Annotated in this window: 21 protein-coding genes; 19 read left to right on the top strand and 2 right to left on the bottom strand. The window is 66.6% G+C overall.

Going from position 1 to position 22,670, the window contains the following annotated elements; genetic code table 11:
• Window positions 1-78: 78 nt before the first annotated feature.
• Genes AC1TXO_RS12440 through AC1TXO_RS12425 form a run of 4 tightly spaced genes read left to right on the top strand, consistent with a single transcriptional unit; the run spans window position 79 to window position 3,563 of the window.
• The gene (locus AC1TXO_RS12440; protein WP_486406603.1) at window positions 79-855 is read left to right on the top strand and encodes an ABC transporter ATP-binding protein; all 777 of its coding nucleotides are present in this window, start codon (window positions 79-81) and stop codon (window positions 853-855) included.
• Window positions 852-1,820, top strand: a complete 969-nt coding sequence (locus AC1TXO_RS12435; protein ID WP_486406602.1) for an ABC transporter substrate-binding protein — start codon at window positions 852-854, stop codon at window positions 1,818-1,820. Before AC1TXO_RS12440 ends, AC1TXO_RS12435 begins: the two co-directional genes overlap by 4 nt.
• The gene (locus AC1TXO_RS12430) at window positions 1,820-2,842 is read left to right on the top strand and encodes a FecCD family ABC transporter permease (RefSeq protein WP_486406601.1); all 1,023 of its coding nucleotides are present in this window, start codon (window positions 1,820-1,822) and stop codon (window positions 2,840-2,842) included. Before AC1TXO_RS12435 ends, AC1TXO_RS12430 begins: the two co-directional genes overlap by 1 nt.
• Before the next feature lies 1 nt (window position 2,843).
• Window positions 2,844-3,563 (top strand): (2Fe-2S) ferredoxin domain-containing protein, encoded by a 720-nt coding sequence (locus tag AC1TXO_RS12425; protein ID WP_486406600.1) that lies wholly within the window; start codon window positions 2,844-2,846, stop codon window positions 3,561-3,563.
• Window positions 3,564-3,602: 39 nt separating this feature from the next.
• Here AC1TXO_RS12425 and AC1TXO_RS12420 read toward each other — a convergent pair whose 3' ends face one another.
• Window positions 3,603-4,124 carry an acyloxyacyl hydrolase gene (locus AC1TXO_RS12420; RefSeq protein ID WP_486406599.1) on the bottom strand — a complete coding sequence of 174 codons (522 nt, stop codon included), beginning with the start codon at window positions 4,122-4,124 and terminating at the stop codon, window positions 3,603-3,605.
• Between the two features lie 228 nt (window positions 4,125-4,352).
• On the bottom strand, window positions 4,353-5,216 hold the full coding sequence (ptrR, locus tag AC1TXO_RS12415; RefSeq protein ID WP_486406598.1) for a putrescine utilization regulator PtrR: 864 nt from the start codon (window positions 5,214-5,216) through the stop codon (window positions 4,353-4,355).
• A 119-nt stretch (window positions 5,217-5,335) separates the two neighbouring features.
• On the opposite strand from ptrR, the gene AC1TXO_RS12410 reads away from it, so the two are divergent.
• From AC1TXO_RS12410 to AC1TXO_RS12340, 15 genes are all read left to right on the top strand, one after another.
• Entirely contained in the window at window positions 5,336-6,721 is a 1,386-nt protein-coding gene (locus AC1TXO_RS12410; protein WP_486406597.1) for an aldehyde dehydrogenase family protein, read from the top strand.
• Window positions 6,722-6,975: 254 nt separating this feature from the next.
• Window positions 6,976-8,046: an enoyl-CoA hydratase/isomerase family protein gene (locus AC1TXO_RS12405; RefSeq protein WP_486406596.1), complete on the top strand. Its 1,071-nt coding sequence runs from the start codon at window positions 6,976-6,978 to the stop codon at window positions 8,044-8,046.
• A 16-nt stretch (window positions 8,047-8,062) separates the two neighbouring features.
• Window positions 8,063-9,214, top strand: a complete 1,152-nt coding sequence (locus tag AC1TXO_RS12400) for an acyl-CoA dehydrogenase family protein (protein ID WP_486406595.1) — start codon at window positions 8,063-8,065, stop codon at window positions 9,212-9,214.
• Window positions 9,215-9,777: 563 nt separating this feature from the next.
• Window positions 9,778-10,839: a 3-deoxy-7-phosphoheptulonate synthase gene (locus AC1TXO_RS12395; RefSeq protein WP_486406594.1), complete on the top strand. Its 1,062-nt coding sequence runs from the start codon at window positions 9,778-9,780 to the stop codon at window positions 10,837-10,839.
• Window positions 10,840-10,918: 79 nt separating this feature from the next.
• On the top strand, window positions 10,919-11,200 hold the full coding sequence (locus tag AC1TXO_RS12390) for a peptidylprolyl isomerase (protein WP_325948143.1): 282 nt from the start codon (window positions 10,919-10,921) through the stop codon (window positions 11,198-11,200).
• 136 nt (window positions 11,201-11,336) lie between these two features.
• Window positions 11,337-13,163, top strand: a complete 1,827-nt coding sequence (locus AC1TXO_RS12385) for an extracellular solute-binding protein (RefSeq protein WP_486406834.1) — start codon at window positions 11,337-11,339, stop codon at window positions 13,161-13,163.
• Window positions 13,160-14,218 carry a microcin C ABC transporter permease YejB gene (locus tag AC1TXO_RS12380; RefSeq protein ID WP_486406593.1) on the top strand — a complete coding sequence of 353 codons (1,059 nt, stop codon included), beginning with the start codon at window positions 13,160-13,162 and terminating at the stop codon, window positions 14,216-14,218. Before AC1TXO_RS12385 ends, AC1TXO_RS12380 begins: the two co-directional genes overlap by 4 nt.
• Window positions 14,218-15,234, top strand: a complete 1,017-nt coding sequence (locus AC1TXO_RS12375; protein ID WP_486406592.1) for an ABC transporter permease — start codon at window positions 14,218-14,220, stop codon at window positions 15,232-15,234. The genes AC1TXO_RS12380 and AC1TXO_RS12375 overlap by 1 nt, the downstream gene beginning before the upstream one ends.
• A gap of 26 nt (window positions 15,235-15,260) precedes the next feature.
• Entirely contained in the window at window positions 15,261-16,031 is a 771-nt protein-coding gene (gene hbdH, locus AC1TXO_RS12370; protein ID WP_486406591.1) for a 3-hydroxybutyrate dehydrogenase, read from the top strand.
• 81 nt (window positions 16,032-16,112) lie between these two features.
• Window positions 16,113-16,388, top strand: coding sequence for a peptidylprolyl isomerase (locus tag AC1TXO_RS12365; RefSeq protein ID WP_486406590.1), 276 nt, complete (start codon window positions 16,113-16,115; stop codon window positions 16,386-16,388).
• Between the two features lie 101 nt (window positions 16,389-16,489).
• Entirely contained in the window at window positions 16,490-17,521 is a 1,032-nt protein-coding gene (locus AC1TXO_RS12360) for a D-cysteine desulfhydrase family protein (RefSeq protein WP_486406589.1), read from the top strand.
• Between the two features lie 79 nt (window positions 17,522-17,600).
• On the top strand, window positions 17,601-18,320 hold the full coding sequence (locus AC1TXO_RS12355; RefSeq protein ID WP_486406588.1) for a TorF family putative porin: 720 nt from the start codon (window positions 17,601-17,603) through the stop codon (window positions 18,318-18,320).
• Between the two features lie 267 nt (window positions 18,321-18,587).
• Window positions 18,588-19,055, top strand: coding sequence for a (2Fe-2S)-binding protein (locus AC1TXO_RS12350; protein WP_486406587.1), 468 nt, complete (start codon window positions 18,588-18,590; stop codon window positions 19,053-19,055).
• A complete protein-coding gene (locus AC1TXO_RS12345; protein ID WP_486406586.1) occupies window positions 19,055-21,304 on the top strand; it encodes a xanthine dehydrogenase family protein molybdopterin-binding subunit in 2,250 nt (749 codons plus the stop codon). Before AC1TXO_RS12350 ends, AC1TXO_RS12345 begins: the two co-directional genes overlap by 1 nt.
• A gap of 12 nt (window positions 21,305-21,316) precedes the next feature.
• Window positions 21,317-22,660: a c-type cytochrome gene (locus AC1TXO_RS12340; protein WP_486406585.1), complete on the top strand. Its 1,344-nt coding sequence runs from the start codon at window positions 21,317-21,319 to the stop codon at window positions 22,658-22,660.
• Window positions 22,661-22,670 lie beyond the last annotated feature (10 nt).

Here is a 22,670-nt window from a genome sequence, read left to right as displayed (position 1 = left end):
TTCGCGGCAGCCTTGCCTGCGCGACGCCTCCACGCGCATCCACCGTTCGGGTTTCACTCACCCTGCGACGGTCCGCTCATGTCACGCCCCACCCTGCATATCCAAGGCCTGCACTGGTCGCCGCACAGCGGTGGGCGCGCCCTGCTCGAGAACATCGACCTGCAGATCGGCGCCGGCGAGTTCGTCGGCCTGATCGGCCCAAACGGCAGCGGCAAGACCAGCCTGCTGCGCTGTGCCTACCGCTTCAATCGCCCGCACGCTGGCCAGGTCCAGCTCGATGGCGAAGACATCTGGCAACGCAACCCACGCTGGGTAGCGCAGCGTATCGCGGTGATGCTGCAGGAATTTCCCGAGGACTTCGGCCTGACCGTGCGCGATGTCGTGGCCATGGGCCGCACGCCGCACCTGGGCTGGTTCGACGGCGACGGCGACCCGGGCCTGATCGACGACACCCTGGCCAGGCTCGGCCTGCTGCCCCGCGCCCTGGATGCGTTCGTCTGCCTGTCGGGCGGCGAAAAGCAGCGCGTGCTGCTGGCCCGGGCGCTGGTCCAGGAGCCGCGCCTGCTGATTCTCGACGAGCCGACCAACCATCTCGACCCCCGCTTCCAGCTGGCCCTGCTGCAGCAACTGCGCGGTACCGGCCTGAGCCTGCTGGCCAGCTTCCACGACCTGAACCTGGCAGCCGCCTTCTGTGACCGCCTGTACGTGATCGACGGCGGCCGCATCGTCACCCATGGCACGCCGGAGCAGGTGCTGACCGAGCAATGCCTGGCCGAGGTGTTCGGCGTGCAGGCCCTGGTCGACCGCCACCCGCTGGCCTCCCATCCACGCATTACCTGGATCAGCCCCGCATGAAACCGCTGCTCACCTGCCTGGCCCTGCTCAGCGCCCTGCCCCTGTTCGCCCAGGCCGAAAGCTACCCGCTGACCGTACGCAGTTGCGACCGTGACGTGACCTTCACCCACGCGCCGCAGCACGCCGTCAGCCACGACATCAACCTCACCGGCATGCTCCTGGCCCTGGGCCTGCGCGATCACATGGCCGGCTACAGCGGCATCAGCGGCTGGAAGACCCTCGACCCGAGCCTGCGCGAGGCGCTGGCAGGCCTGCCGGAGCTGGCACCGCGCTATGTGTCTGTGGAGAACCTGCTCGATGCCGATGCCGACTTTTTCCTGGCCGGCTGGAGCTATGGCATGCGCATCGGCGGCCCGGTCACGCCCCAGACCCTGGCGCCATTCGGTATCCCGGTGTACGAGCTGAGCGAGTCGTGCTCGTGGATCATGCCGCAGCGCCAGGCCAGCCTCGAAGACCTGTACCGCGACCTGGACAACCTGGGTCGGATATTCGATGTGCGCGAGCGCGCCAGCGTGCTGGTCAGCCAGCTGCGCCAGCGGGTCGAACGGGTCGCGGCGCAAGTGGCCCAGGCCGGGCAACGGCCACGGGTGTTCCTCTACGACAGCGGCGAAGACCGCCCCACCACCTCGGGGCGCCTGGGCATGCCGCAGGCTCTGATCAGCGCTGCCGGTGGTGACAATGTGATGAGCGACGTGAGCGCCAGCTGGACCCAGGTCAACTGGGAAAGCGTGGTGGAGCGCGACCCGGAGGTGATCGTCATCGTCGACTACGGCCCGACTTCGTGGCAGCAGAAACGTGATTTCCTCCTGCAGCACCCGGCGCTGGGCAGCGTCGAGGCGATCCGCAAGCAGCGCTTCGTGGTCCTGTCGTACCTGGAGGTCACGCCCTCGGTGGAGAACGCCCAGGCCATCGAGACCCTGGCCGGCGCCCTGCATCCGCAACTGTTCGCCGGGGCCCGTCACTGATGCCGATCCGCAGCCCTGCCGGCTATCGCCTGCTGATCGTCTCGCTGCTCCTGGCCCTGCTGCTGTCGTGCCTGCTGTCGCTGGGCTTCGGCTCGGCACAGGTGGAGCTGGGCAAGGTGCTCGGCATCGTCCTGCAGCAGGTGGGCCTGGATCAAGCCGGCGACTGGAGCCGCGGCCAGGCGCAGATCGTCTGGCAGATCCGCGCCCCCCGGGTGCTGCTCGGGGCGCTGGTCGGTGCAGGGCTGGCGCTGGTCGGCGGCGCGCTGCAGGCGGTGACGCGCAATCCACTGGCCGACCCCCACCTGCTCGGGGTCAGTTCCGGTGCAGTGTTCGGCGCCGTGCTGGTGGTGCTGTTTCTCGGCCCGTTCGCCGGCGTCTTCAGCCTGCCGCTGGCGGCTTTCATCGGCGCGCTGGGCAGCATGCTGCTGGTGCTCGGGGTGGCCAGCCGTGGCGGGCGCCTGGAAAGCGATCGCCTGCTGTTGGCCGGGGTCGCGGTGTCGTTCGTGGTGATGGCCGCAGCCAACCTGCTGCTCTACACCGGCGACCCCCATGCCGCCGCCTCGGTGATGTTCTGGATGCTCGGCGGCCTGGGCCTGGCGCAGTGGTCACTGCTGTGGTTGCCGGCACTCTGCGTGCTGGCCGGCTTTGCCCTGCTGATGAGCCTGGCACGGGCGCTCAATGCGCTGATGAGCGGTGAACAGACGGCCGTGAGCCTGGGGTTCGACACCCGCGGAGTGCGCGCCAAGGTATTCGTCGGCACAGCGCTGCTGACCGGGGTGCTGGTGTCGCTGTCCGGGGCCATCGGCTTCGTCGGCCTGATGCTGCCGCACGTGGCCCGGCGCCTGGTCGGTGCCGAGCACCGGCGCCTGCTGCCGGCCTGTGCCCTGCTCGGTGCGCTGTTCATGATCTGGGTGGACGTCGGCGCGCGCACCCTGATTGCTCCGCAGGACCTGCCGATCGGCATCGCCACGGCCGCCATCGGCGGGCTGTTCTTCATTCTGTTGCTGCGGCGCAAGGCTTGAGATGACCTACACCTGCGTATTGTTCGTCGGCCCCGACCTGGCCGAAGGCTCCAGCAGCCAGGCCTTCCGCCAGCAGCTCCAGGCGGTGCGCGGCCCGGCTGTGCTGGACGACCTGATCGACACTGCCACAGGCTTCGACGGCCTGTGGCGACGGGTCGAGGCATTCATCGGCACCGCCACGGGCAAGCTGCTGCTGATCGATCTCGACCCCGGCGCCGACAGCGCCTACCTCGACTGGCTGCGCGCCGAACTGCTGGCCCTGGCACCCGAGGCTGGCGCACGCTTGTTCGTCAGCGCCGCGCTGCTGGGGCGTCACGTGCTATCGGCGGACAAGGCCTGCGCGCTGATCGAGCAGACCGACGAGCATCTGCCCTGCGAAGGCGCTGGCGAAATCCCCGCCAAGCCTGGCTGGTCGAACATTCCGCCGCACCGTCACCAGTTGTTCCTGTGCATCGGCGCCCGCTGTGTGCGGCGCGGCGCGCTGCCACTGTGGAAGCGCCTGCGTCAGCGCCTGGCGGCGGCCAATGCCATCGAGACCGAAGACGGTGTGCTGATCACCCGAACCTACTGCCAATACCCGTGCAACCGCGGCCCGATCGCCACGGTCCATCCAGCCGGACACTGGTACCGAGTGGCCAGCGAGGCGGATGTGGATCGGCTGGTGGAGGAACAACTGCTGGAGCATCGGGTGGCGCGGCAGGTGCTGATCGCCCGCCAGTGATGTGCCGTCGGCCCGGGTCCGACGGCACACCAACAACCGTTAGAAGCCGGCGCTGTAGAACAACGCGTACGACTCGATACCGTCGTTCGGCTGTTTGATGCCGGCGTTGGAGTAGTGGGTGGCGCGGATGCCGATCTTCTGGTCGCCCGGCAGCTTCAGACCGAAGCCGATGCGGTCTTCGAAGTTGACCGAAGAGCCCAGTTTCTGGTCGCCGACGTCGGTCTTGGAGAAGGCCGCCAGGCCGATACCGGCCTCGATGAACGGCACATAGCCCGAATCACCGAACTCATAGACGAACACCGGGCTGAACGACAGGGAGTGAGCGCCGCTGTAGTCGCCGCCTTCCCAGTAGGTGTAGGCGCCGTCCCAGTAGCCGGTCAGGTGACCGACGCTGCTCTGCAGCCATTTCTTGTCCCAATCGAACGACAGGCCGATGCGATAGGTCATGTCGCCCTGGCTGGTGGCGCCCACGGCACCGGAAATCTGTGCGGCCTGGGCGGCGTTGGCGCCAGCGAACGCCAGCACTGCAGCGGCCAGCGAGGTGGCAAGACGTTTTTTCATCAATGACTACTCCAGAAGGTCTTCACGGGCAGGCGCCCGTTCTGGTCGCCTGCGGCAAGTGGAGGCTTGGCCTCTCGTTGTTGACCTGCGCCCCAGCCCGTCCCACCTGGGGTCACAAGTAGTAATACTTTTGCGATTATCATCATGCAGGAACAAAGATGAAAGTGATTTGCCACCATCGGATATGAAAAATGTTAGCAAGGTATCGGTTTTTCCGCTTGAGCAGCGTCAGCCGGCCTGTTCTTCCAGCAACCGGATGAACATGCTCAGGCTGCGCGATACCGTACCCCTGCGCCATACCAGCCAGGTCTTGAGGTAGCGGAAATCCTCCGACAACGGCCAGGCGCTCACGGTGCTTGCCCCCGGCATGCTGTCGAGCATGCTGCGCGGCATCAGCGCCAGCCCCGCCCCCGCGCTGACACAGGCGAGCATGCCGTGGTACGACTCCATCTCGTGGATCTTGCCGGGCACGGCCTTGTCCTTGACGAACCAGCTCTCGAAGTGATGCCGGTACGAACAGTTGGCACGAAAGGCGTAGATACTCTGGCCATTGACATCCTGGGCCCGGTTGACCGGGGCGTGGTTCAAGGGGGCGATGACCATCATTTCCTCCTCGAACACCGGCATGCCTTCGAGGGTGGGGTGCAACACCGGGCCATCGACGAAGGCGGCCACCAGCCGCCCTGACAGCACGCCCTCGAGCATGGTCCCCGACGGGCCGGTGGACAGGTCGAGGTCGACCTTGGGGTAGCGCTGGTTGTAGGCCGCCAGCACCGTCGGGATGCGCACCGCCGCGGTGCTTTCCAGCGAACCCAGGGCGAAGGTGCCTTGGGGGTCCTCACCGGCCACGGTCGAGCGCGCCTCCTGCACCAGCTCGAGGATGCGCCGGGTGTATTCGAGGAAGTTCCAGCCCGCAGGCGACAGGCGCAGGCGGCTCTTCTCGCGGATGAACAGCTCGACGCCGAGGTCTTCCTCGAGCTGCTTGATGCGGGTGGTCAGGTTCGACGGCACCCGATGGATGTGCTGGGCGGCGGCACTGATGCTGCCGTGCTCGGCCACAGCCTTGAACATTTCCAGTTGCACCAGGTCCACGGGCTTTCTCCATTCGTGAATGTTTCGCTCATTATTATTCAGTTTTCATTAAAGCTGCACGCCACTAGTCTGGCCTCAGTCGAATACGACACCGTGCCAAGACAACAAGAGGACCCGCCATGAGCGAGATCAGCAGCCTGACCCATGCCCTTTCCGTCGACCCCTACAGCGGCGAGCAGATCGGCGCCTACCCCTACGACAGCGAGGCCGCACTGGATGCGGCGCTGCAGCGCGCCAAGGCCGGTTACACCCAGTGGCGCCAGGTGTCGCTGGGTCAGCGCAGCGAATACCTGATCGCCCTGGCCGACGCCCTGCAGGCCAACCACGAGGCCTTCGCCGCGATGATCAGCCGGGAAATCGGCAAGCCGATCACCCAGGCCCGTGGCGAGGTGACCAAATGCGTCGGCCTGTGCCGCTGGTATGCCGAGCACGGCCCGGCCATGCTCGCCCCTGAGGCCACCCAGATCGAGAAAGCGCGCATCGAATACCGCCCGCTCGGCCCGATCCTCGCCGTGATGCCGTGGAACTTCCCGATCTGGCAGGTGCTGCGTGGCGCCGTTCCGGCCCTGCTGGCCGGCAACACCTATGTACTCAAGCACGCACCGAACGTGATGGGCAGCGCCTACCTGCTGGCTGAGCTGTTCCAGCAGGCCGGCCTGCCGCAAGGCGTGTTCGAAGTGATCAACGTCACACCCGAGGGCGTCACCCGCGCCATCAATGACCCGCGCATCGCCGCCATCACCCTCACCGGCAGCGTGCGCGCCGGCATGGCGATCGGTGCCCAGGCCGGTGCTGCGCTGAAGAAATGCGTGCTCGAGCTCGGCGGTTCCGATCCGTTCATCGTGCTGGCCGATGCCGACCTCGATGCCGCCGTCAAGGCCGCCGTGATCGGTCGCTACCAGAACACCGGGCAGGTCTGCGCAGCGGCCAAGCGCTTCATCGTCGAGGAGAGCATCCTCGAGGCGTTCACGCAGAAGTTCGTCGAAGCCACCCACGCCCTGAAAATCGGCAACCCACTGCAGGATGACACCTACATCGGCCCGATGGCCCGCTTCGACCTGCGCGACGAGCTCGATGGCCAGGTCCAGGCAACCCTTGCCGAAGGCGCCACGTTGCTGCTGGGCGGCAAGAAGGTCGAAGGCAGCGCCAACTTCTACGAGCCGACCGTGTTCACCCACGTCACCCCTGAGATGACCGCATTCAAGCAGGAGCTGTTCGGCCCGGTGGCGGCGATCATCAGCGCCCGTGACGCCGAGCATGCGGTGGAACTGGCCAACGACAGCGAGTTCGGCCTGGCGGCGACTATCTACACCGCCGACCTGGCACTGGCCGAACGCATGACCTCGGCACTGGACACCGGCGGCGTGTTCATCAACGGCTACTGCGCCTCCGACCCCCGTGTGGCGTTCGGTGGCGTGAAGAAGAGCGGCTTCGGGCGCGAGCTGTCGCACTTCGGTGTGCGTGAGTTCTGCAACGTGCAGACGGTGTGGCTGGATCGTAACTGAGTCGAGTGCGCGTCGCTCTTTTCGCGGGCAAGCCCGCTCCCACCAAAGATCACGGCAGAGCGTGTGGGAGCGTGCTTGCCCGCGAAAAGGCCAGCACCAACACGGTAGATGCCTGATCATCTGCCACAAAAATGCACTCCGCCCCTGCAGATTTACCGATTGTGTCAGGCAAATACGCATGGCAGGATCCTCCGATCCTCCAGCGTATTTCCAGACTTCACTTGGAAAATCAATAACAAAGCAGGGAGACCGCGATGACCGCGCACGCTCAACCCCAGGCCACGGATCATGTTCTGGCCGACATCCGCAACCACATCGGCCACCTGACCCTCAACCGCCCCGCCGGCCTCAATGCCCTGACCCTGGACATGGTGCGCAGCCTGCAGCGGCACCTGGACGTCTGGGCGCATGATCCGCAGGTCAAGGCCGTGATGCTGCGCGGCGAAGGCCCCAAGGGCTTCTGCGCCGGCGGCGACATCCGCTCGCTGCACGACAGCTTCAAGGCCGGCAGCGACCTGCACGAACGCTTCTTCGAAGAGGAATACGCCCTCGACCTGTGCCTGCACCACTATCACAAGCCGGTGCTGGTGCTGATGGACGGCTTCACCCTCGGCGGCGGCATGGGCCTGGCCCAGGGCGCAGACCTGCGCATCGTCACCGAGCGCAGCCGCCTGGGCATGCCGGAAGTGGGCATCGGCTACTTCCCTGACGTCGGCGGCAGCTACTTCCTCTCGCGCATTCCTGGCGAACTGGGCACCTACCTGGGCGTCAGCGGTGCGCAGATCCAGGCTGCCGACGCCCTGTACTGCGGGCTGGCAGACTGGTACCTGGCCAGCGACAGGCTGGCCGCGCTGGATCAGGGTCTGGATCAGCTGGTGTTCGGCGATCACCCGCTCAAGGACCTGCAGGGCCTGCTGGCAAAGCTCGGCACCCAGACCCTGGACGACGCACCGCTGGCCCGCCTGCGCCCGGCGATCGATCACTTCTTCGCCCTGCCCGACCTGCCCGGCATCCTCGAGCAACTGCGCGCGGTGAGCATCGGCGACAGTCGCCAGTGGGCCCTGGCCACCGCCGATCAGCTGGAAACCCGCTCGCCGCTGGCCATGGCGGTTACCCTGGAGATGTTGCGCCGCGGTCGCCACCTGAGCCTGCAAGCCTGCTTCGCCATGGAACTGCACCTGGACCGCCAGTGGTTCGCCCATGGCGACATCATCGAGGGTGTGCGTGCACTGATCGTCGACAAGGACAAGCAGCCGCGCTGGAACCCGCCCACCCTGGCCGCGTTGTCGCGCCAGCGGGTCGACCAATTCTTCGAAGGCCTGTGAGCCGGGGAGCAGCAACATGCAAGACCTGGAACTGAGCGAAGAGCAGATCATGATCCGCGACATGGCCCGGGATTTTGCCCGTGGCGAGATCGCGCCCCATGCCCAGGCCTGGGAGAAGGCCGCCTGGATCGACGATGGCGTGGTCCGCGCCATGGGTGAGCTGGGTTTGCTGGGCATGGTGGTGCCCGACACCTTCGGCGGCAGCTACACCGACTATGTCGCCTACGCCCTGGCCGTGGAGGAAATCTCCGCAGGCGACGGCGCCACGGGGGCCATGATGAGCATCCATAATTCGGTCGGCTGTGGGCCGCTGCTGGCCTATGGCAGCGCCGAGCAACAGCGGCAGTGGCTGCCGCGCCTGGCCAGCGGCGAAGTGATTGGCTGTTTCTGCCTGACCGAACCCCAGGCCGGCTCCGAAGCCCATAACCTGCGCACCCGTGCCGAGCTGGTCGATGGCCACTGGGTGATCAACGGCGCCAAGCAGTTCGTCAGCAACGCCCGGCGGGCTGGGCTGGCGATCGTCTTTGCCGTCACCGATCCGCAGTTGGGCAAGAAGGGGCTGTCGGCGTTTCTGGTAGAGACCGACAACCCGGGCTTCAAGGTCGACCGCAGCGAACACAAGATGGGCATCCGTGCCTCCGACACCTGCGCCGTGACCCTGGACAACTGCCGCATCCCCGCCGCCAATCTGCTCGGTGAGCGCGGCAAAGGCCTGGCGATCGCTTTGTCCAACCTCGAGGGCGGACGCATCGGCATCGCTGCCCAGGCCTTGGGCATCGCCCGCGCCGCGTTCGAGGCGGCACTGACCTACTCGCGCGAACGCATCCAGTTCGGCAAGCCGATCAACGAGCATCAGAGCATCGCCAACCTGCTGGCCGACATGCAGGTGCAGGTCAATGCCGCGCGCCTGCTCATCCTGCATGCCGCGCGCCTGCGCACCGCCGGCAGGCCGTGCCTGTCGGAAGCCTCGCAAGCCAAGCTGTTCGCCTCGGAGATGGCCGAGCGGGTGTGTTCCATGGCGATCCAGGTGCATGGCGGGTATGGCTATCTGGAGGATTATCCGGTGGAGAAGTACTACCGCGATGCACGCATCACACAGATCTACGAAGGCTCGAGCGAGATTCAGCGCATGCTGATTGCGCGGGAGCTCAAGCACTATCTGCCGTGATCGTCCGGACCCGGGGCCGTGCGCTGCCCCGGAATATCACCGCGATAGCATTTATCCATTGAACAGACGATTGCAGGTGCAGTAAGCTCGACCCCAATCACTGGAGAGCACCATGTCGAACCCCACCTGCAACCACGCCAACACCACCGGTCGCCACGCGCGCCCTGTGCTGGCCGTTGCCGGTCGTAACCTCGGCTGCTCCTATTTCGGGTATTGGTTTAGCCACTAGGCGCCGATACCCACGCGGCGTCCACCTTCGAGGGGCCGCCGAACATGAGAATACTCAACCCCCGGTCGGCTCCCCGACCGGGGGTTTTGCGTTTCCAGGGCCTGTAAAAACATTCATTCGTTCCGAGGACAGATTCATGAACTACACCAGCTACCGCTACGCCTTCACCTACGCCTGGCGATTTAGCCAATCCCGTTCGGGCCAGCCTGCCGCCTCCGTACGGTCCATCACTGGTGGCGAAGCTGCGCACAGCAATCATCCGAATATCTGTCGAACACCTCGATAGGGCCGACAGCGCGGGAAGCACCCGCCGTCCGCCCAGGGAAACAACGCCATGCAATCCTCGAATCTCGCTCTGCCCCTGACCCAGCCTGCCGCTGCCAACACCGCCGTCAGCCAGCGTCTGCCCAGCCCTCACCTGCTCAAGCAGCAGATGCCGCTCTCGAGCGAACTCGCCCAGCAAGTCCAGGCCCATCGCCAGGCCATCCGCGCCATCCTCGAAGGCCGCGATCCGCGCCTGCTGGTGATCGTCGGCCCTTGCTCGATCCACGACCCGCGCTCGGCACTGGAATACGCCGACCGCCTGGCCGCGCTCAGCCGCGAAGTCGACGACAAGCTGCTGCTGGTGATGCGCGCCTACGTCGAGAAGCCCCGCACCACCGTGGGCTGGAAGGGCCTGGCCTACGATCCGCACCTGGACGGCAGCGACGACATGCACGCCGGTATCGCCCTGTCCCGTGGCCTGATGCTGGGCATGCTCGAGCGCGGCCTGCCGATCGCCACCGAACTGCTGCAACCGATGGCCGCCGGCTACTTCGACGACCTGCTGGGCTGGGCGGCCATCGGTGCGCGCACCACCGAGTCGCAGATCCACCGCGAGATGGTCAGCGGCCTGGAGCTGCCGGTCGGTTTCAAGAACGGCACCGACGGCGGCGTCGCCATCGCCACCGATGCCATGCGCAGCGCAGCAGCGCCGCATCGCCACTTCGGCATGGATGCGCAGGGCTACCCGGCGATCATCGAGACCTTCGGCAACCCGGACACCCACCTGGTGCTGCGTGGCGGTCACAAAGGCCCGAACTACGATGCCGACAGCATCGCCCTGGCCCGCCAGGGGCTGGCCAAGGCCGGTTTGCAAGCGCGGATCATGGTCGACTGCAGCCACGCCAACAGCGGCAAGGATCCGGCGCGCCAGCCTGCAGTGTTCGAGGACGTGCTCGGCCAGCGCCTGGCCGGCGACACCTCGATCGTCGGGGTGATGCTCGAGGGGCACCTGTTCGACGGCTGCCAGGCGCTCGGCAAGGGCGCGCTGAAATACGGCGTGTCGATCACCGATGGTTGCCTGGGTTGGGATTCGACCGAGACCATGCTGCGCCAGGCCGCAGCGCGGTTGTAGCAAGACCACGGCAAGCCTTGCGAGACATTTCGCAGCCAAGTGCGCTAGGCTTGCCGTTTCAAATCAAGGAGCAGTTCCCATGGCCCGCGCCACCGCCCGTCACATCCTCGTCAGCAGCGAAGACAAGTGCAACGAACTCAAGGCCCAGATCGAAGCCGGTGCCGACTTCGCCGAAGTCGCCAAGGCCAACTCCACCTGCCCGTCCAGCCGCCAGGGCGGTGACCTGGGCTCGTTCGGCCCAGGCCAGATGGTCAAGGAATTCGACACCGTGGTGTTCAGCGCGCCGGTCAACACCGTGCAAGGCCCGGTGAAGACCCAGTTCGGCTACCACCTGCTGGAAGTGACCAGCCGCCAGGACTGATCCGGTCTTGTTCGCCCGCCCCTGCAGCGCCCTTGTAGGAGCGGGCTTGTCCCGCGACTGGGCGGCAACCGTCATACGCGGCCTCTCGCCGTTCCCGATCACGGGGCAAGCCCGGGCCTGCAAGGCACTGGCTCGTGTGCTGGCGGGCTGCCTGTTGTCATGGCTGGCCGCTGCCAGCCACGCCGCCACCTCCCATGCCCTGACCGTCTACGGCGAAGCCCCGCGCTACCCTGCCGGCTTCCAGCACTTCGACTACGTCAATCCCGACGCCCCCAAGGGCGGCAGCCTGCGCCGCTCGGCCATCGAGATCGGCCAGTTCGACCATATCCTGCCCTACATCGACAAAGGCACCGGCGTCACCGATGTCGACGGCTGGCTGTATGCGCCGCTGGCGGTACGCTCGTTCGACGAGCCCTACACGGTCTACGGCCTGATCGCGCGCCGCATGGAGCGTGGCCCCGACGATGCCTGGCTGCGCTTCGAGATCGACCCGCGCGCGACGTTCGCCGACGGCAAGCCGGTGCGCGCCGAGGACGTGCGCTTCACCTTCGAACTGCTGATGAGCAAAGGCAGCCTCAAGTACCGCACCCAGTTCGCCGAGGTGGCCGGGGTCACCGTCGAGGGCCCGCGCAGCGTGCGCTTCGATTTCAGGCAGCCGCACGGCCGGACCTTGCCGCTGGACCTGGCCACCTTGCCGGTGTTGCCGGAGCACGACTGGCAGAGCCGCGACTTCGCCAATGGCGCCGGCTTCGACAAGCCGGTGGGCAGCGGCCCGTACCGCATCAGCCGGATCGACAACGGCCGCAGCATCACCTTCGAGCGCAACCCCGACTGGTGGGCCAAAGACTTGCCGGTGAACCGTGGGCGCTACAACTTCCAGCGCATGCGCGTCGAATTCTTCGGCGACACCGAGGTCGCCCGCCAGGTGCTCAAGGGCGGCGGCTACGACTACAACCGCGAGTTCTCCGCCACCGCCTACACCCTGGGCTACAACGGCGCGCAACTGGATGACGGGCGCCTGCAGCGTGCCCACCTCGGCCCGGCCAAGCCGCAGAATGCCCAGGGTTTCGTGTTCAACCTCGACAAGCCAGTGTTCGCCGACCGCCGTGTGCGCCAGGCCCTGGCCATGCTCTGGGACTTCGAGTGGAGCAACCGGCAGATGATGCGCAACCTGTACATCCGCCAGCAAAGCCTGTACTCCAACACCCCGCTCGCCGCCCGTGCGCTGCCCGACGCCGACGAACTCAAGCTGCTCGAACCGCTGCGCGGGAAGATTCCCGACGAAGTCTTCACCCAGGTGTTCAGCGCCCCTGTGACCGACGGCTCCGGCATCATCCGCAAGCAGCAGCTTCAAGCACTGGCACTGCTCGAAGCTGCCGGATGGCACGCGCAGGGCGACCGCCTGGTCAACACCGACGGCACTCCGCTGAGTTTCACCTTCCTCAACGGCCAGTCAGGCCTGGAGCGGCTGTTGCTGCCCTGGAAGCGCAACCTGGCGCAGATCGGCATCGAGCTGAACATCCGCAACGTCGATTCGGCCCAGTACATCAACCGGCTGATGGCCCGCGACTACGACATGGTCGTGACCGGCTATCCGGTCACCCTCTCGCCGGGATCGGAGCAGTACAACTACTTCGGTTCGGCGGCCGCCAACGACCCGGGTTCGAACAACCTGATGGTGCTCAAGGATCCGGCCGTGGACCAGTTGCTCGACGGCCTGGTGCGCGCCTCGACCCAGGCCGACATGCTGCGCCACGCCCATGCCCTGGACCGGGTACTGCAGTGGAACTACTACTGGATCCCCAACTACTACCCGCCCGGCAGCTCGACGGTGTGGTGGAACCGCTTCGGCCTGCCCAAGGTGCAGGCCGCCTATGACGAAGGCCTGGACACCTGGTGGGAAGTCAGCCCGACGGCGCTGACCAACCAGCAGATGGCCGAGCACCTGAAGGCCACGCCATGACCGCGTACATCCTGCGCCGCCTGCTGCTGATCATCCCCACCCTGCTGGCAATCCTGCTGGTGAACTTCGCCATCGTCCAGGCGGCACCCGGTGGCCCGGTGGAGCAGGCGGTGGCGCGCCTGCAGGGTATCGGCGGGGGCGCGCCGGGCGCACGGGTCGATCTGGTGCAGGGCGAATCCCGCGCCAGCCGCGGGCTGGACCCGAAGCTGATCGAGGAGATCAAGCGCCAGTACGGCTTCGACAAGAGCGCGCCACAACGCCTGTGGCTGATGCTCGGCCAGTACGCCCGGCTCGACTTCGGCCAAAGCTTCTTCCGCGGCGCCAAGGTCACCGACCTGATCCTCGACAAGCTGCCGGTCACCTTGTCGCTGGGTTTCTGGGCGACGCTGATCACCTACCTGGTGTCGATCCCGCTGGGCATCCGCAAGGCGATCCGCCACGGCAGCCGCTTCGACACCTGGAGTAGCGCGCTGATCGTGATTGGCTATGCCCTGCCCTCGTTTCTCTTCGCCCTGCTGCTGATCGTGCTGTTCGCCGGCGGCACTTCGCTGAACTGGTTCCCGGTGCGCGGTCTGGTCTCGGAAGACTTCGACCAGTTGAGCCTGCTGGGCAAGGTTGCCGACTACTTCTGGCACCTGGTGCTGCCGGTCGCCGCGCTGGTGATCGGCGGCTTCGCCACCCTCACCCTGCTGACCCGCAACGCCTTCCTCGACGAAATTTCCCGGCAATACGTGGTCACCGCCCGGGCCAAGGGCCTGAGCCAGCGCCGGGTGCTGTACGGCCACGTACTGCGCAATGCCATGCTGCTGGTGGTGGCCGGTGTGCCCCAGGCGCTGATCACGGTGTTCTTCGCCGGCTCGCTGCTGATCGAGGTGATCTTCTCGCTCGACGGGCTGGGGCGCATGAGTTATGAAGCGGCCGTGTCACGGGACTACCCGGTGGTGTTCGGCACCTTGTTCATCTTCACCCTGGCAGGCTTGCTGATCCGTCTGATCGGCGACCTGTCGTACACCCTGCTCGATCCGCGCATCGATTTCGACACGAGGGCCCACTGATGCTCTCGCCCATCGCCCGCCGCCGCTTGCAGCGCTTTCGCCGAAACCGGCTGGGCTGGATCTCGCTGTGGCTGTTCGGCGCGCTCCTGCTGCTGAGCCTGGGCGCAGAACTGGTGGCCAACGACAAGCCGCTGCTGCTGTCGTACAAGGGCCAGCTGTACACCCCGGCGCTCAAGCGCTACACCGAGCAGCAGTTCGGCGGCGAGCTGCCATTCCAGCCCGACTACCGCAGCGCCTATGTCCGCCGGTTGATCGAAGGCCAGGGTGGCTGGATGCTGTTCGCGCCCATCCCGTTCAGTGCCGACACGCCCAACTACGACCTGCAGGTGCCCACCCCCAGCCCGCCAAGCGCCAGCAACTGGCTGGGCACCGACGACCAGGGTCGCGACGTGCTCGCCCGGGTACTGTACGGCACCCGCGTCTCCTTGCTGTTCGCCTTTGCCCTGACCCTGGCCAGCGTGTTGATCGGCGTCACGGCCGGCGCGCTGCAGGGCTACCATGGTGGCTGGGTCGACCTGCTCGGCCAGCGTCTGCTGGAGGTCTGGTCGGGGCTGCCGGTGCTGTACCTGCTGATCATCCTGTCGGGCTTCGTCGAACCGGATTTCTGGTGGCTGCTGGGGATCATGGCGCTGTTTTCCTGGCTCACCCTGGTCGATGTGGTACGCGCCGAATTTCTCCGTGGGCGCAACCTGGAATACGTCAAGGCCGCGCGTGCCCTGGGCCTGCCGGACACCCAGGTGATGTTGCGGCATATCCTGCCCAATGCCATGAACGCTACCCTGACCTACATTCCGTTCATGCTCACCGGCGCCATCACCACCCTCACGGCGCTGGATTTCCTCGGTTTCGGCATGCCCGCCGGCACCGCTTCGCTGGGCGAGCTGGTGACCCAGGGCAAGCAGCACCTGCAGGCGCCGTGGCTGGGCTTCACGGCGTTCTTCGCGCTGGCGGTGATCCTGTCACTGCTGGTATTCATCGGTGACGCGCTGCGCGAGGCATTCGACCCGCGGCGCTGATCCGACCCTCGAGCAAGGAGCGGCACATGACTCTCAAAGGCAAGACGGCACTGGTCACCGGATCCACCAGCGGCATCGGCCTGGGCATCGCCCAGGTGCTGGCCAGGGCTGGCGCGAACATCCTGCTCAATGGCTTCGGCGATCCACAGCCTGCGCTCGCCGAGATCGCCCGTCACGGTGTGCAGGTCGCGCACCATCCGGCCGACCTGTCCGAGGTGGCGCAGATCGAAGCGCTGTTCGCCCTGGCCGAGCGCACCTTCGGCGGTGTCGACATCCTCGTCAACAACGCCGGCATCCAGCACGTGGCACCGGTCGAAGCTTTCCCGGTGCAGAGCTGGGACAAGATCATCGCGCTGAACCTCTCGGCCGTGTTCCATGGCACCCGCCTGGCCCTTCCAGGTATGCGCGAACGCGGCTGGGGGCGGATCATCAATATCGCCTCGGTGCACGGCCTGGTGGGTTCCACCGGCAAGGCTGCCTATGTGGCGGCCAAGCACGGGGTGATCGGGCTGACCAAGGTAGTGGCGCTGGAAACCGCGACCAGCAATGTCACCTGCAACGCCATCTGCCCCGGCTGGGTGCTGACCCCGCTGGTGCAGAAGCAGATCGACGACCGCGCAGCCACTGGAACGGATCCGCAACAGGCGCAGCACGACCTGCTGGCCGAGAAGCAGCCATCACTGGCGTTCGTCACCCCCGAGCACCTGGGCGAGCTGGCGCTGTTCCTGTGCAGCGAGGCCGGCAGCCAGGTACGGGGCGCTGCGTGGAACGTCGATGGCGGCTGGCTCGCCCAGTAACGGCAAACGGCCAGATGCCGCAGGCCGCCGCACGATCAGGCATAATGGCGGCCTTTTTTGCCCGAAGCACAGGTTGCCCCAATGAAAGCACAAGCACGCCACATCCTGGTCAAGACCGCCGAGCTGGCCGAACAGCTCAAGCAGCGCCTGGACAAGGGCGAGGCATTCGACGTGCTGGCGAAGAAGTTCTCGACCTGCCCGTCGGGCAAGCGTGGTGGCGATCTGGGCGAGGTGCGCCCGGGGCAACTGGTCGGTGCCATCGACCAGGTGATCTTCAAGAAGGCGCTGCGCGTGGTGCATGGGCCGATCAAGACCAAGTTCGGCTATCACCTGGTGCAGGTGTTCTACCGCGACTGAGATCTTCAACGCCGGGTTGATAGTGTTTCAACGCCAGCCGGCTTTATCCCGCCGGCGCCAGGCAATACGGTAAGCGGCACCTGCCCAGGAGACCACTCGCCGTGACATCACTGCACAACCTGCTCCGCCCCTTCCCCCAGACCACGCTGCTCGACAGCGCCACCCCCATCCAGCGCCTTGGCGGTGTCGAGCGGGCGCTGGGCCTCGAGCAACAGGGTATCGCCCTGTTCGCCAAACGTGACGACCACATGGCCTTGGGCGGCGGCGGCAACAAACTGCGCAAGCTGGAATTCCTGCTCGGCGCCGCACTGCGCGACGGCGTCGATACCGTGATCACCGTCGGCGGCCTGCAGTCCAATCACGCGCGCCTGACTGCGGCAGCCTGTGCCCTGATCGGCCTGCGCTGCGAACTTGTGCTCGGACGCGCCGTGGCGCGCTCGGACAGCGACTACGAACACAATGGCAACGTGCTGCTCGATACGCTGTTCGGCGCCAGCGTGCACATCACCCACGACGGCATCACTCCTGGCCAGTGGGCCGAAACACGGCGCGCCGAGCTGGTCAGTGAAGGTAGCAAGGTATTGGTGATCCCCACCGGCGGCTCGACCCCACTCGGCGCCCTGGGCTACGCCAAGGCTGCGCTGGAGATCGCCGACCAGGGCCGGCAACTGGGGGTCGATTTCAAACGCATCGTGCTGGCAAACGGCAGCTCCGGCACCCACGCCGGGTTGGCTGCAGGCTTTGCCGCGATGGGCGAGGGTCCGGCTGTGGTGAAATCGTTCGCGGTACTGCACGAGCAGGCTGACACCCATCGGCAAACCCTGACGCTGGCCCGCGAAACCCTGGCCCTGCTCGATCCGGCCCTGCAGCTCGATGCCGGGAGCATCCACGTCGACGGCAGCCAGCGTGGCCAGGCCTATGGCCAGCCGACCAGCGCCATGGTCGCTGCCGTACGCCTGATGGCCAGGCACCAGGGCCTGTTGATCGACCCTGTGTATTCGGGCAAGGCCTTCGCCGGGCTGCTCGACGATGTGCACAATGGCCTGTACCGCCGCGGCGACAACCTGCTGTTCCTGATGACGGGCGGTGCACCTGGCTTGTTCGCCTACCGTTCGGTGTTCCAGGACGACTGAGCCGACGGGCCTGGTTTCCCTGGACGCTCCAGGACGGTATGCTCTGGCGCTCTACCACAGGCCTTGCAGGACGGTGAGCATGACCAGGCACGCCCTGTTGCTCAGTGCCGCGCTGCTGTTCAGCCCGCTGCTGGCGGCGCAACAGATCCAGCGGCAACTGGGCGATTTCGATTTCAAGCTCGGCACCACGGCTTCGCGCAGCATGGCCCAGGGGCTGATCTCGCCGAGCGCGGTCGGTGCCTTCCACGGCGGCCTGGACCTCAGTCACCCCAGTGGCTGGTACGTCGGCCAGTACGCGCCGAGCATGGGCCTGAGCGCGGCGTCCACCCTCAAGCTCGACAGCTATCTGGGCTACAAGCAGCGCTTCACCGACAGTTTCGGCTACGAGGCCGGGCTGATCCACTACAGCTACCCCAACCTCTCGCGCCCCGACAGCCACGCCCTGTACGGCGGCCTGTCGCTGCTGGGCAGGCGCTTCGGCGGTGCACTGAACGACAACCCGGACAACCGCACCGGGACCCTGTTCGCCGACCTCGGGCAACTGCCCTTGCTGGATGTCAGCCTGCGGGTGAAGGTCGCCCATCACCGCCTCGGCACCCCCTACACCATCGGCGACGGCAGCCAGGTGGACACCTTCAACGACTGGTCGCTGCAGTTGTCACGGCCCTGGCTGGGCATCGACCTGGACCTGATCTACAGCAGCTCCGACCTCAGCGGCAGCGGTTGCGGCGCCTATTCGGGCATGAACACCTACTGCGACGGCATGCTCACGCTCAAGGCCCAGCGCAGTTTCTTCTGATCCCCCCGGCACTGTCTGCGTCCTCGGAAGATCGGACGCGGAACGGGGCCTGTCGTGTCGGCCACTAGCGCAATTCGCCTGATTTCTTGCCCGATTCTCTGAACCTGCTGCCCAACGGATAGGAAACCTGCGTTCCAGGGTCTAGAGTTTTCAGATCGGGAATCCGGCTCGCTCGCGTGCGCGCGGCATTCCCGCCAGGGCCGCGCCTCGCTGCGCCACCCTGCCTATAACGACGAGACACCAACCGATGATCAGCGGGTGAACGCCATGGAACTACGCATCAACCAGAAGACCTATGAGGTCGACGCCGACGCCGATACGCCCCTGCTGTGGGTGATCCGCGATGACCTGGGCCTGACCGGCACCAAGTACGGCTGCGGCCTGGCCCAGTGTGGCGCCTGCTCGGTGCTGGTGGACGGCAATGTGGTGCGCGCCTGCGTCACGCCGGTGGCCGGTGTGGTCGGACGCGAAGTCACCACCATCGAGGCGATCGAGGCCGATCCGGTCGGCAAGCGCGTGGTCTCGACCTGGGTCGAGCACCAGGTGGCCCAGTGTGGCTACTGCCAGTCCGGCCAGGTGATGGCCGCCACCGCTCTGCTCAAGCACAACCCGACACCCAGCGACGAGCAGATCAGCGCGGCGATGGTCAACCTGTGCCGCTGCGGCACCTACAACGCGATCCATGCCGCCGTGCACGAGCTCGCCAGCCAACCGGCCGGGAAGGAGAACGCCTGATGAATTCGCCTTTCGAACTTCCCGCCGAGCTGCGTGACCTGAAGCTGGATCACCCGGTCAACCTGTCGCGACGGCGCTTCCTGGCCGGCAGCGCCCTGGGTGCGCTGGTGATCGGCTTCGGCCTGCCACTGGGTTCGGCGCGGGTGCAGGCCGCCACCGCTGCGGCCAGCACGCGTGGCACACAGGTGCCCGCGTTCCTGGAGATTCGCCCGGACAACAGCGTGCGCCTGCTCTGCCCGTTCATCGAGGGCGGCCAGGGCACCTGGACCGCCATGGCGCAGATCGTCGGCGAAGAACTGGACATGGACCCGGCCAGCTTCCTGGTCGACAGCGCCCCGCCAGGCGAGGCCTACGTGGTGATGGAGAACGGCCTGCGCATCACCGGCGGCAGCATGTCGGTGCGCATGAGCTACCCGACCATGCGCCGCCTGGGCGCCCTGGCCCGGGCCATGCTGCTGCAGGCCGGTGCCGACAGCCTGAAGGTGCCGGTGGCCGAGTTGACCACCGAGCCGGGCAAGGTGGTGCATGCCGCCTCCGGCCGCTCGCTCAGCTATGGCGAACTGGCCGGGCGGGCCATGGACCTTGCGGTGCCCGACCCCGCCAGCGTGCAATTGCGTGATCCGGCGCAATTCCGCTGGATCGGCAAACCGGTGCACCGCCTCGATGCCCATGACAAGTCCACCGGCAAGGCGGTGTACAGCATCGACCTGAAAGTCGACGACATGCTCCACGCCGCCGTCCAGCACGCGCCACGCCTGGGCATGAACGTCGCCAGCCTGCGCAACGAAGCGCAGGTCAAGGCCATGAAGGGCGTGCACTCGGTGCATGTGCTGCCCGGTGCGGTGGCCGTGGTCGCCGAACGCTGGTGGCACGCCAAGCGTGCCGCCGAAGCGGTGCAGGTCGATTGGCAGGAGGCCGCTGCCGATGCCCAGGTACGGGTGATGCCGGCCGACTTCTCCAGCGACGCCTATCGCGACCACCTGGCCGCCCAGACCGGCCCGGCCCGCGACGACGAAAACGAAGGCGATGTGGCTGCTGCGCTCAAGGGTGCCAAGACCCAGGTCGAGGCGACCTACCACAACCAGTACCTCAACCATGGCCAGCTCGAGCCACCGTCGGCCCTCGCCCGCTTCAATCCCGACGGCTCGCTCGAAGTCTGGCTGCCGAACCAGGCTCCGGACATGTTCCGCGACGACATCGCCAAGCGCACGGGCCTGGCCAAGGAGCAGGTCATCCTGCATTCGCCGCTGCTGGGCGGCTTCTTCGGACGTCACTTCCTCTACGATTCGGCCAACCCCTACCCGCAGGCCATTGCCCTGGCCAAGGCGGTGGGGCGACCGGTCAAGATGATCTGGACGCGCGAAGAAGAGTTCCTGCGCGATGTGCTGCGCCCGCTTGCAGTGGTCAAATTCCGTGCCGGCCTCGATGAGCAGGGTCTGCCCGTCGCCATCGAGGCGGTCAGCGCCACCGAGGGGCCAACCGAATCACTGGCCGGCAAGCAGGGCGAGAAGATCGATCCGACCGCCATCGAGGGCCTTGCCGGCAAGTCTTATGCCATCGCCAACAAGCGCATCGCGCAGATCTACGTCAAAGGCCCGGTGATGCTCGGTTACTGGCGCTCGGTCGGCAACTCGCTGAACGATTTCTTCTATGAATCGTTCCTCGACGAGTTGGCCGACAAGGGTGGTCATGATCCGTTCGAGTTGCGCCTGCACCTGCTGCGCGACAATCCGCGCCTGACCACCCTGCTGCAAGCGGTCGGCGAACTGTCCGGTGGCTGGAAGCGTGGCCCGTTCACGGCAGAAGACGGCAGCAAGCGCGCCCGCGGGGTGGCCATGGCCTCGCCGTTCGGCTCGGAGGCAGCGGTGATCGCCGAGGTCTCGATCGAGAACGGCCAGGTCAAGGTGCACGACATCTGGCAGGCCATCGATCCAGGCAGCGTCGTCAACCCGGCGATCGTCGAGCATCAGGTCAATGGCGCGGTGGCGCTGGGCCTGTCGCAGACGCTGATCGAGGAAGCGGTGTACGTCAACGGCATGCCACGTGCGCGCAACTACGACCTGTACCCGATCCTGCCGCCGTCACGCATGGCCCGGGTGCATGTGCGCATCGTCGAAAGCGGGGCGAAGATGGGCGGCATCGGCGAGCCGCCGCTGCCGGCAGTGGCGCCTGCGGTGGCCAACGCCGTGGCTCGACTCACCGGCCAGCGTGCGCGCAGCCTGCCCCTCAGCCGCCATACCTTTGCCTGACACGGAAGCCCTATGAACAACAGCCGACTGGTAACCACCACGCGCTGGCTGGCACTGCCGTGCCTGGTCGCGGCAGGCCTGCTGGCCTGGTATGTCACTCGCGAGGTCACCTCGCCCTTCGAGCAGGAAACCCCAAACCCCGACCAGGCCCTGATCAGCCGCGGCGAATACGTGGCGCGGGTGAGCGACTGCGTGGCCTGCCACAGCCTGCCCGGCAAGGCGCCCTTCGCCGGCGGGCTGGAAATGGCCACGCCGCTGGGCGCGATCCACGCCACCAACATCACCCCGGAGCGCAACGTCGGCATCGGCAGCTACAGCCTGGCCGACTTCGACCGCGCCGTGCGCCACGGCGTCGCGCCCGGAGGCCGGCGCCTGTACCCGGCCATGCCGTATCCGTCCTACGCCAAGCTCAACGACGACGATGTGCGGGCGCTGTACGCCTTCTTCATGAAAGGCGTGCAACCGTCCACGCAGGCCAACATCCCCAGCGACATCCCCTGGCCACTCAACATGCGCTGGCCGATTGCCCTGTGGAACGGTCTGTTCGCCGCCGACAAGCCCTACGCCGAGAACACCAGCCAAGACCCGCTGTGGAACCGCGGCGCCTACATCGTCCAGGGCCCCGGGCACTGCGGCAGTTGCCACACGCCGCGAGGGCTGGCATTCAACGAGAAGGCGCTGGACGAGTCCGGCAAGGCGTTTCTCGCCGGTGCCCTGCTCGACGGCTGGTACGCGCCCAGCCTGCGCCAGGACCACAACACCGGCCTGGGCCGCTGGAGCGAGCCTGACATCGTGCAGTTCCTCAAGACTGGCCGAAACAAGCATGCCGTGGTGTACGGCTCGATGACCGAGGCGTTCAACAACTCCACGCAGTTCATGAGCGACGACGACCTGGGAGCGATTGCCCGCTACCTGAAATCCCTGCCGGGCGACCCCCAGCGTGATGGCCCGCCCTGGCAGTACCAGGCCGTGTCGGCGGCCAGCCGACTGGATGCACCGGGCGCACACAGCTACGTGACCCGCTGCGCCTCCTGCCATGGCCTGGAAGGCCAGGGCCAGGCCGAGTGGATTCCGCCGCTCGCCGGAGCGACCTCGATGCTGGCCAGCGAAAGTGCCTCGGCGATCAACATCACCCTCAACGGCTCGCAGCGTATCGTCGCGGCCGGGGTGCCGGATGCCTACCGGATGCCGGCGCTGCGCGGGCAGATGTCCGACCAGGAAATCGCCGAGGTGCTGAGCTTCGTGCGCACGGCCTGGGGCAACACTGGCGGTGCAGTCGATGCCAAGGCGGTGGGCAAGCTGCGCGAGCACACCGACCCGGCCAGCAGCAGCCCGATCGTGCTGCACATGCGCTGAACCTGCGCCG

It is taken from the genome of Pseudomonas sp. FA117 (assembly GCF_057370475.1).
The sequence above is the reverse complement of the archived record's forward strand: the minus strand, read 5'-3'. Positions and strand labels throughout refer to the sequence as shown.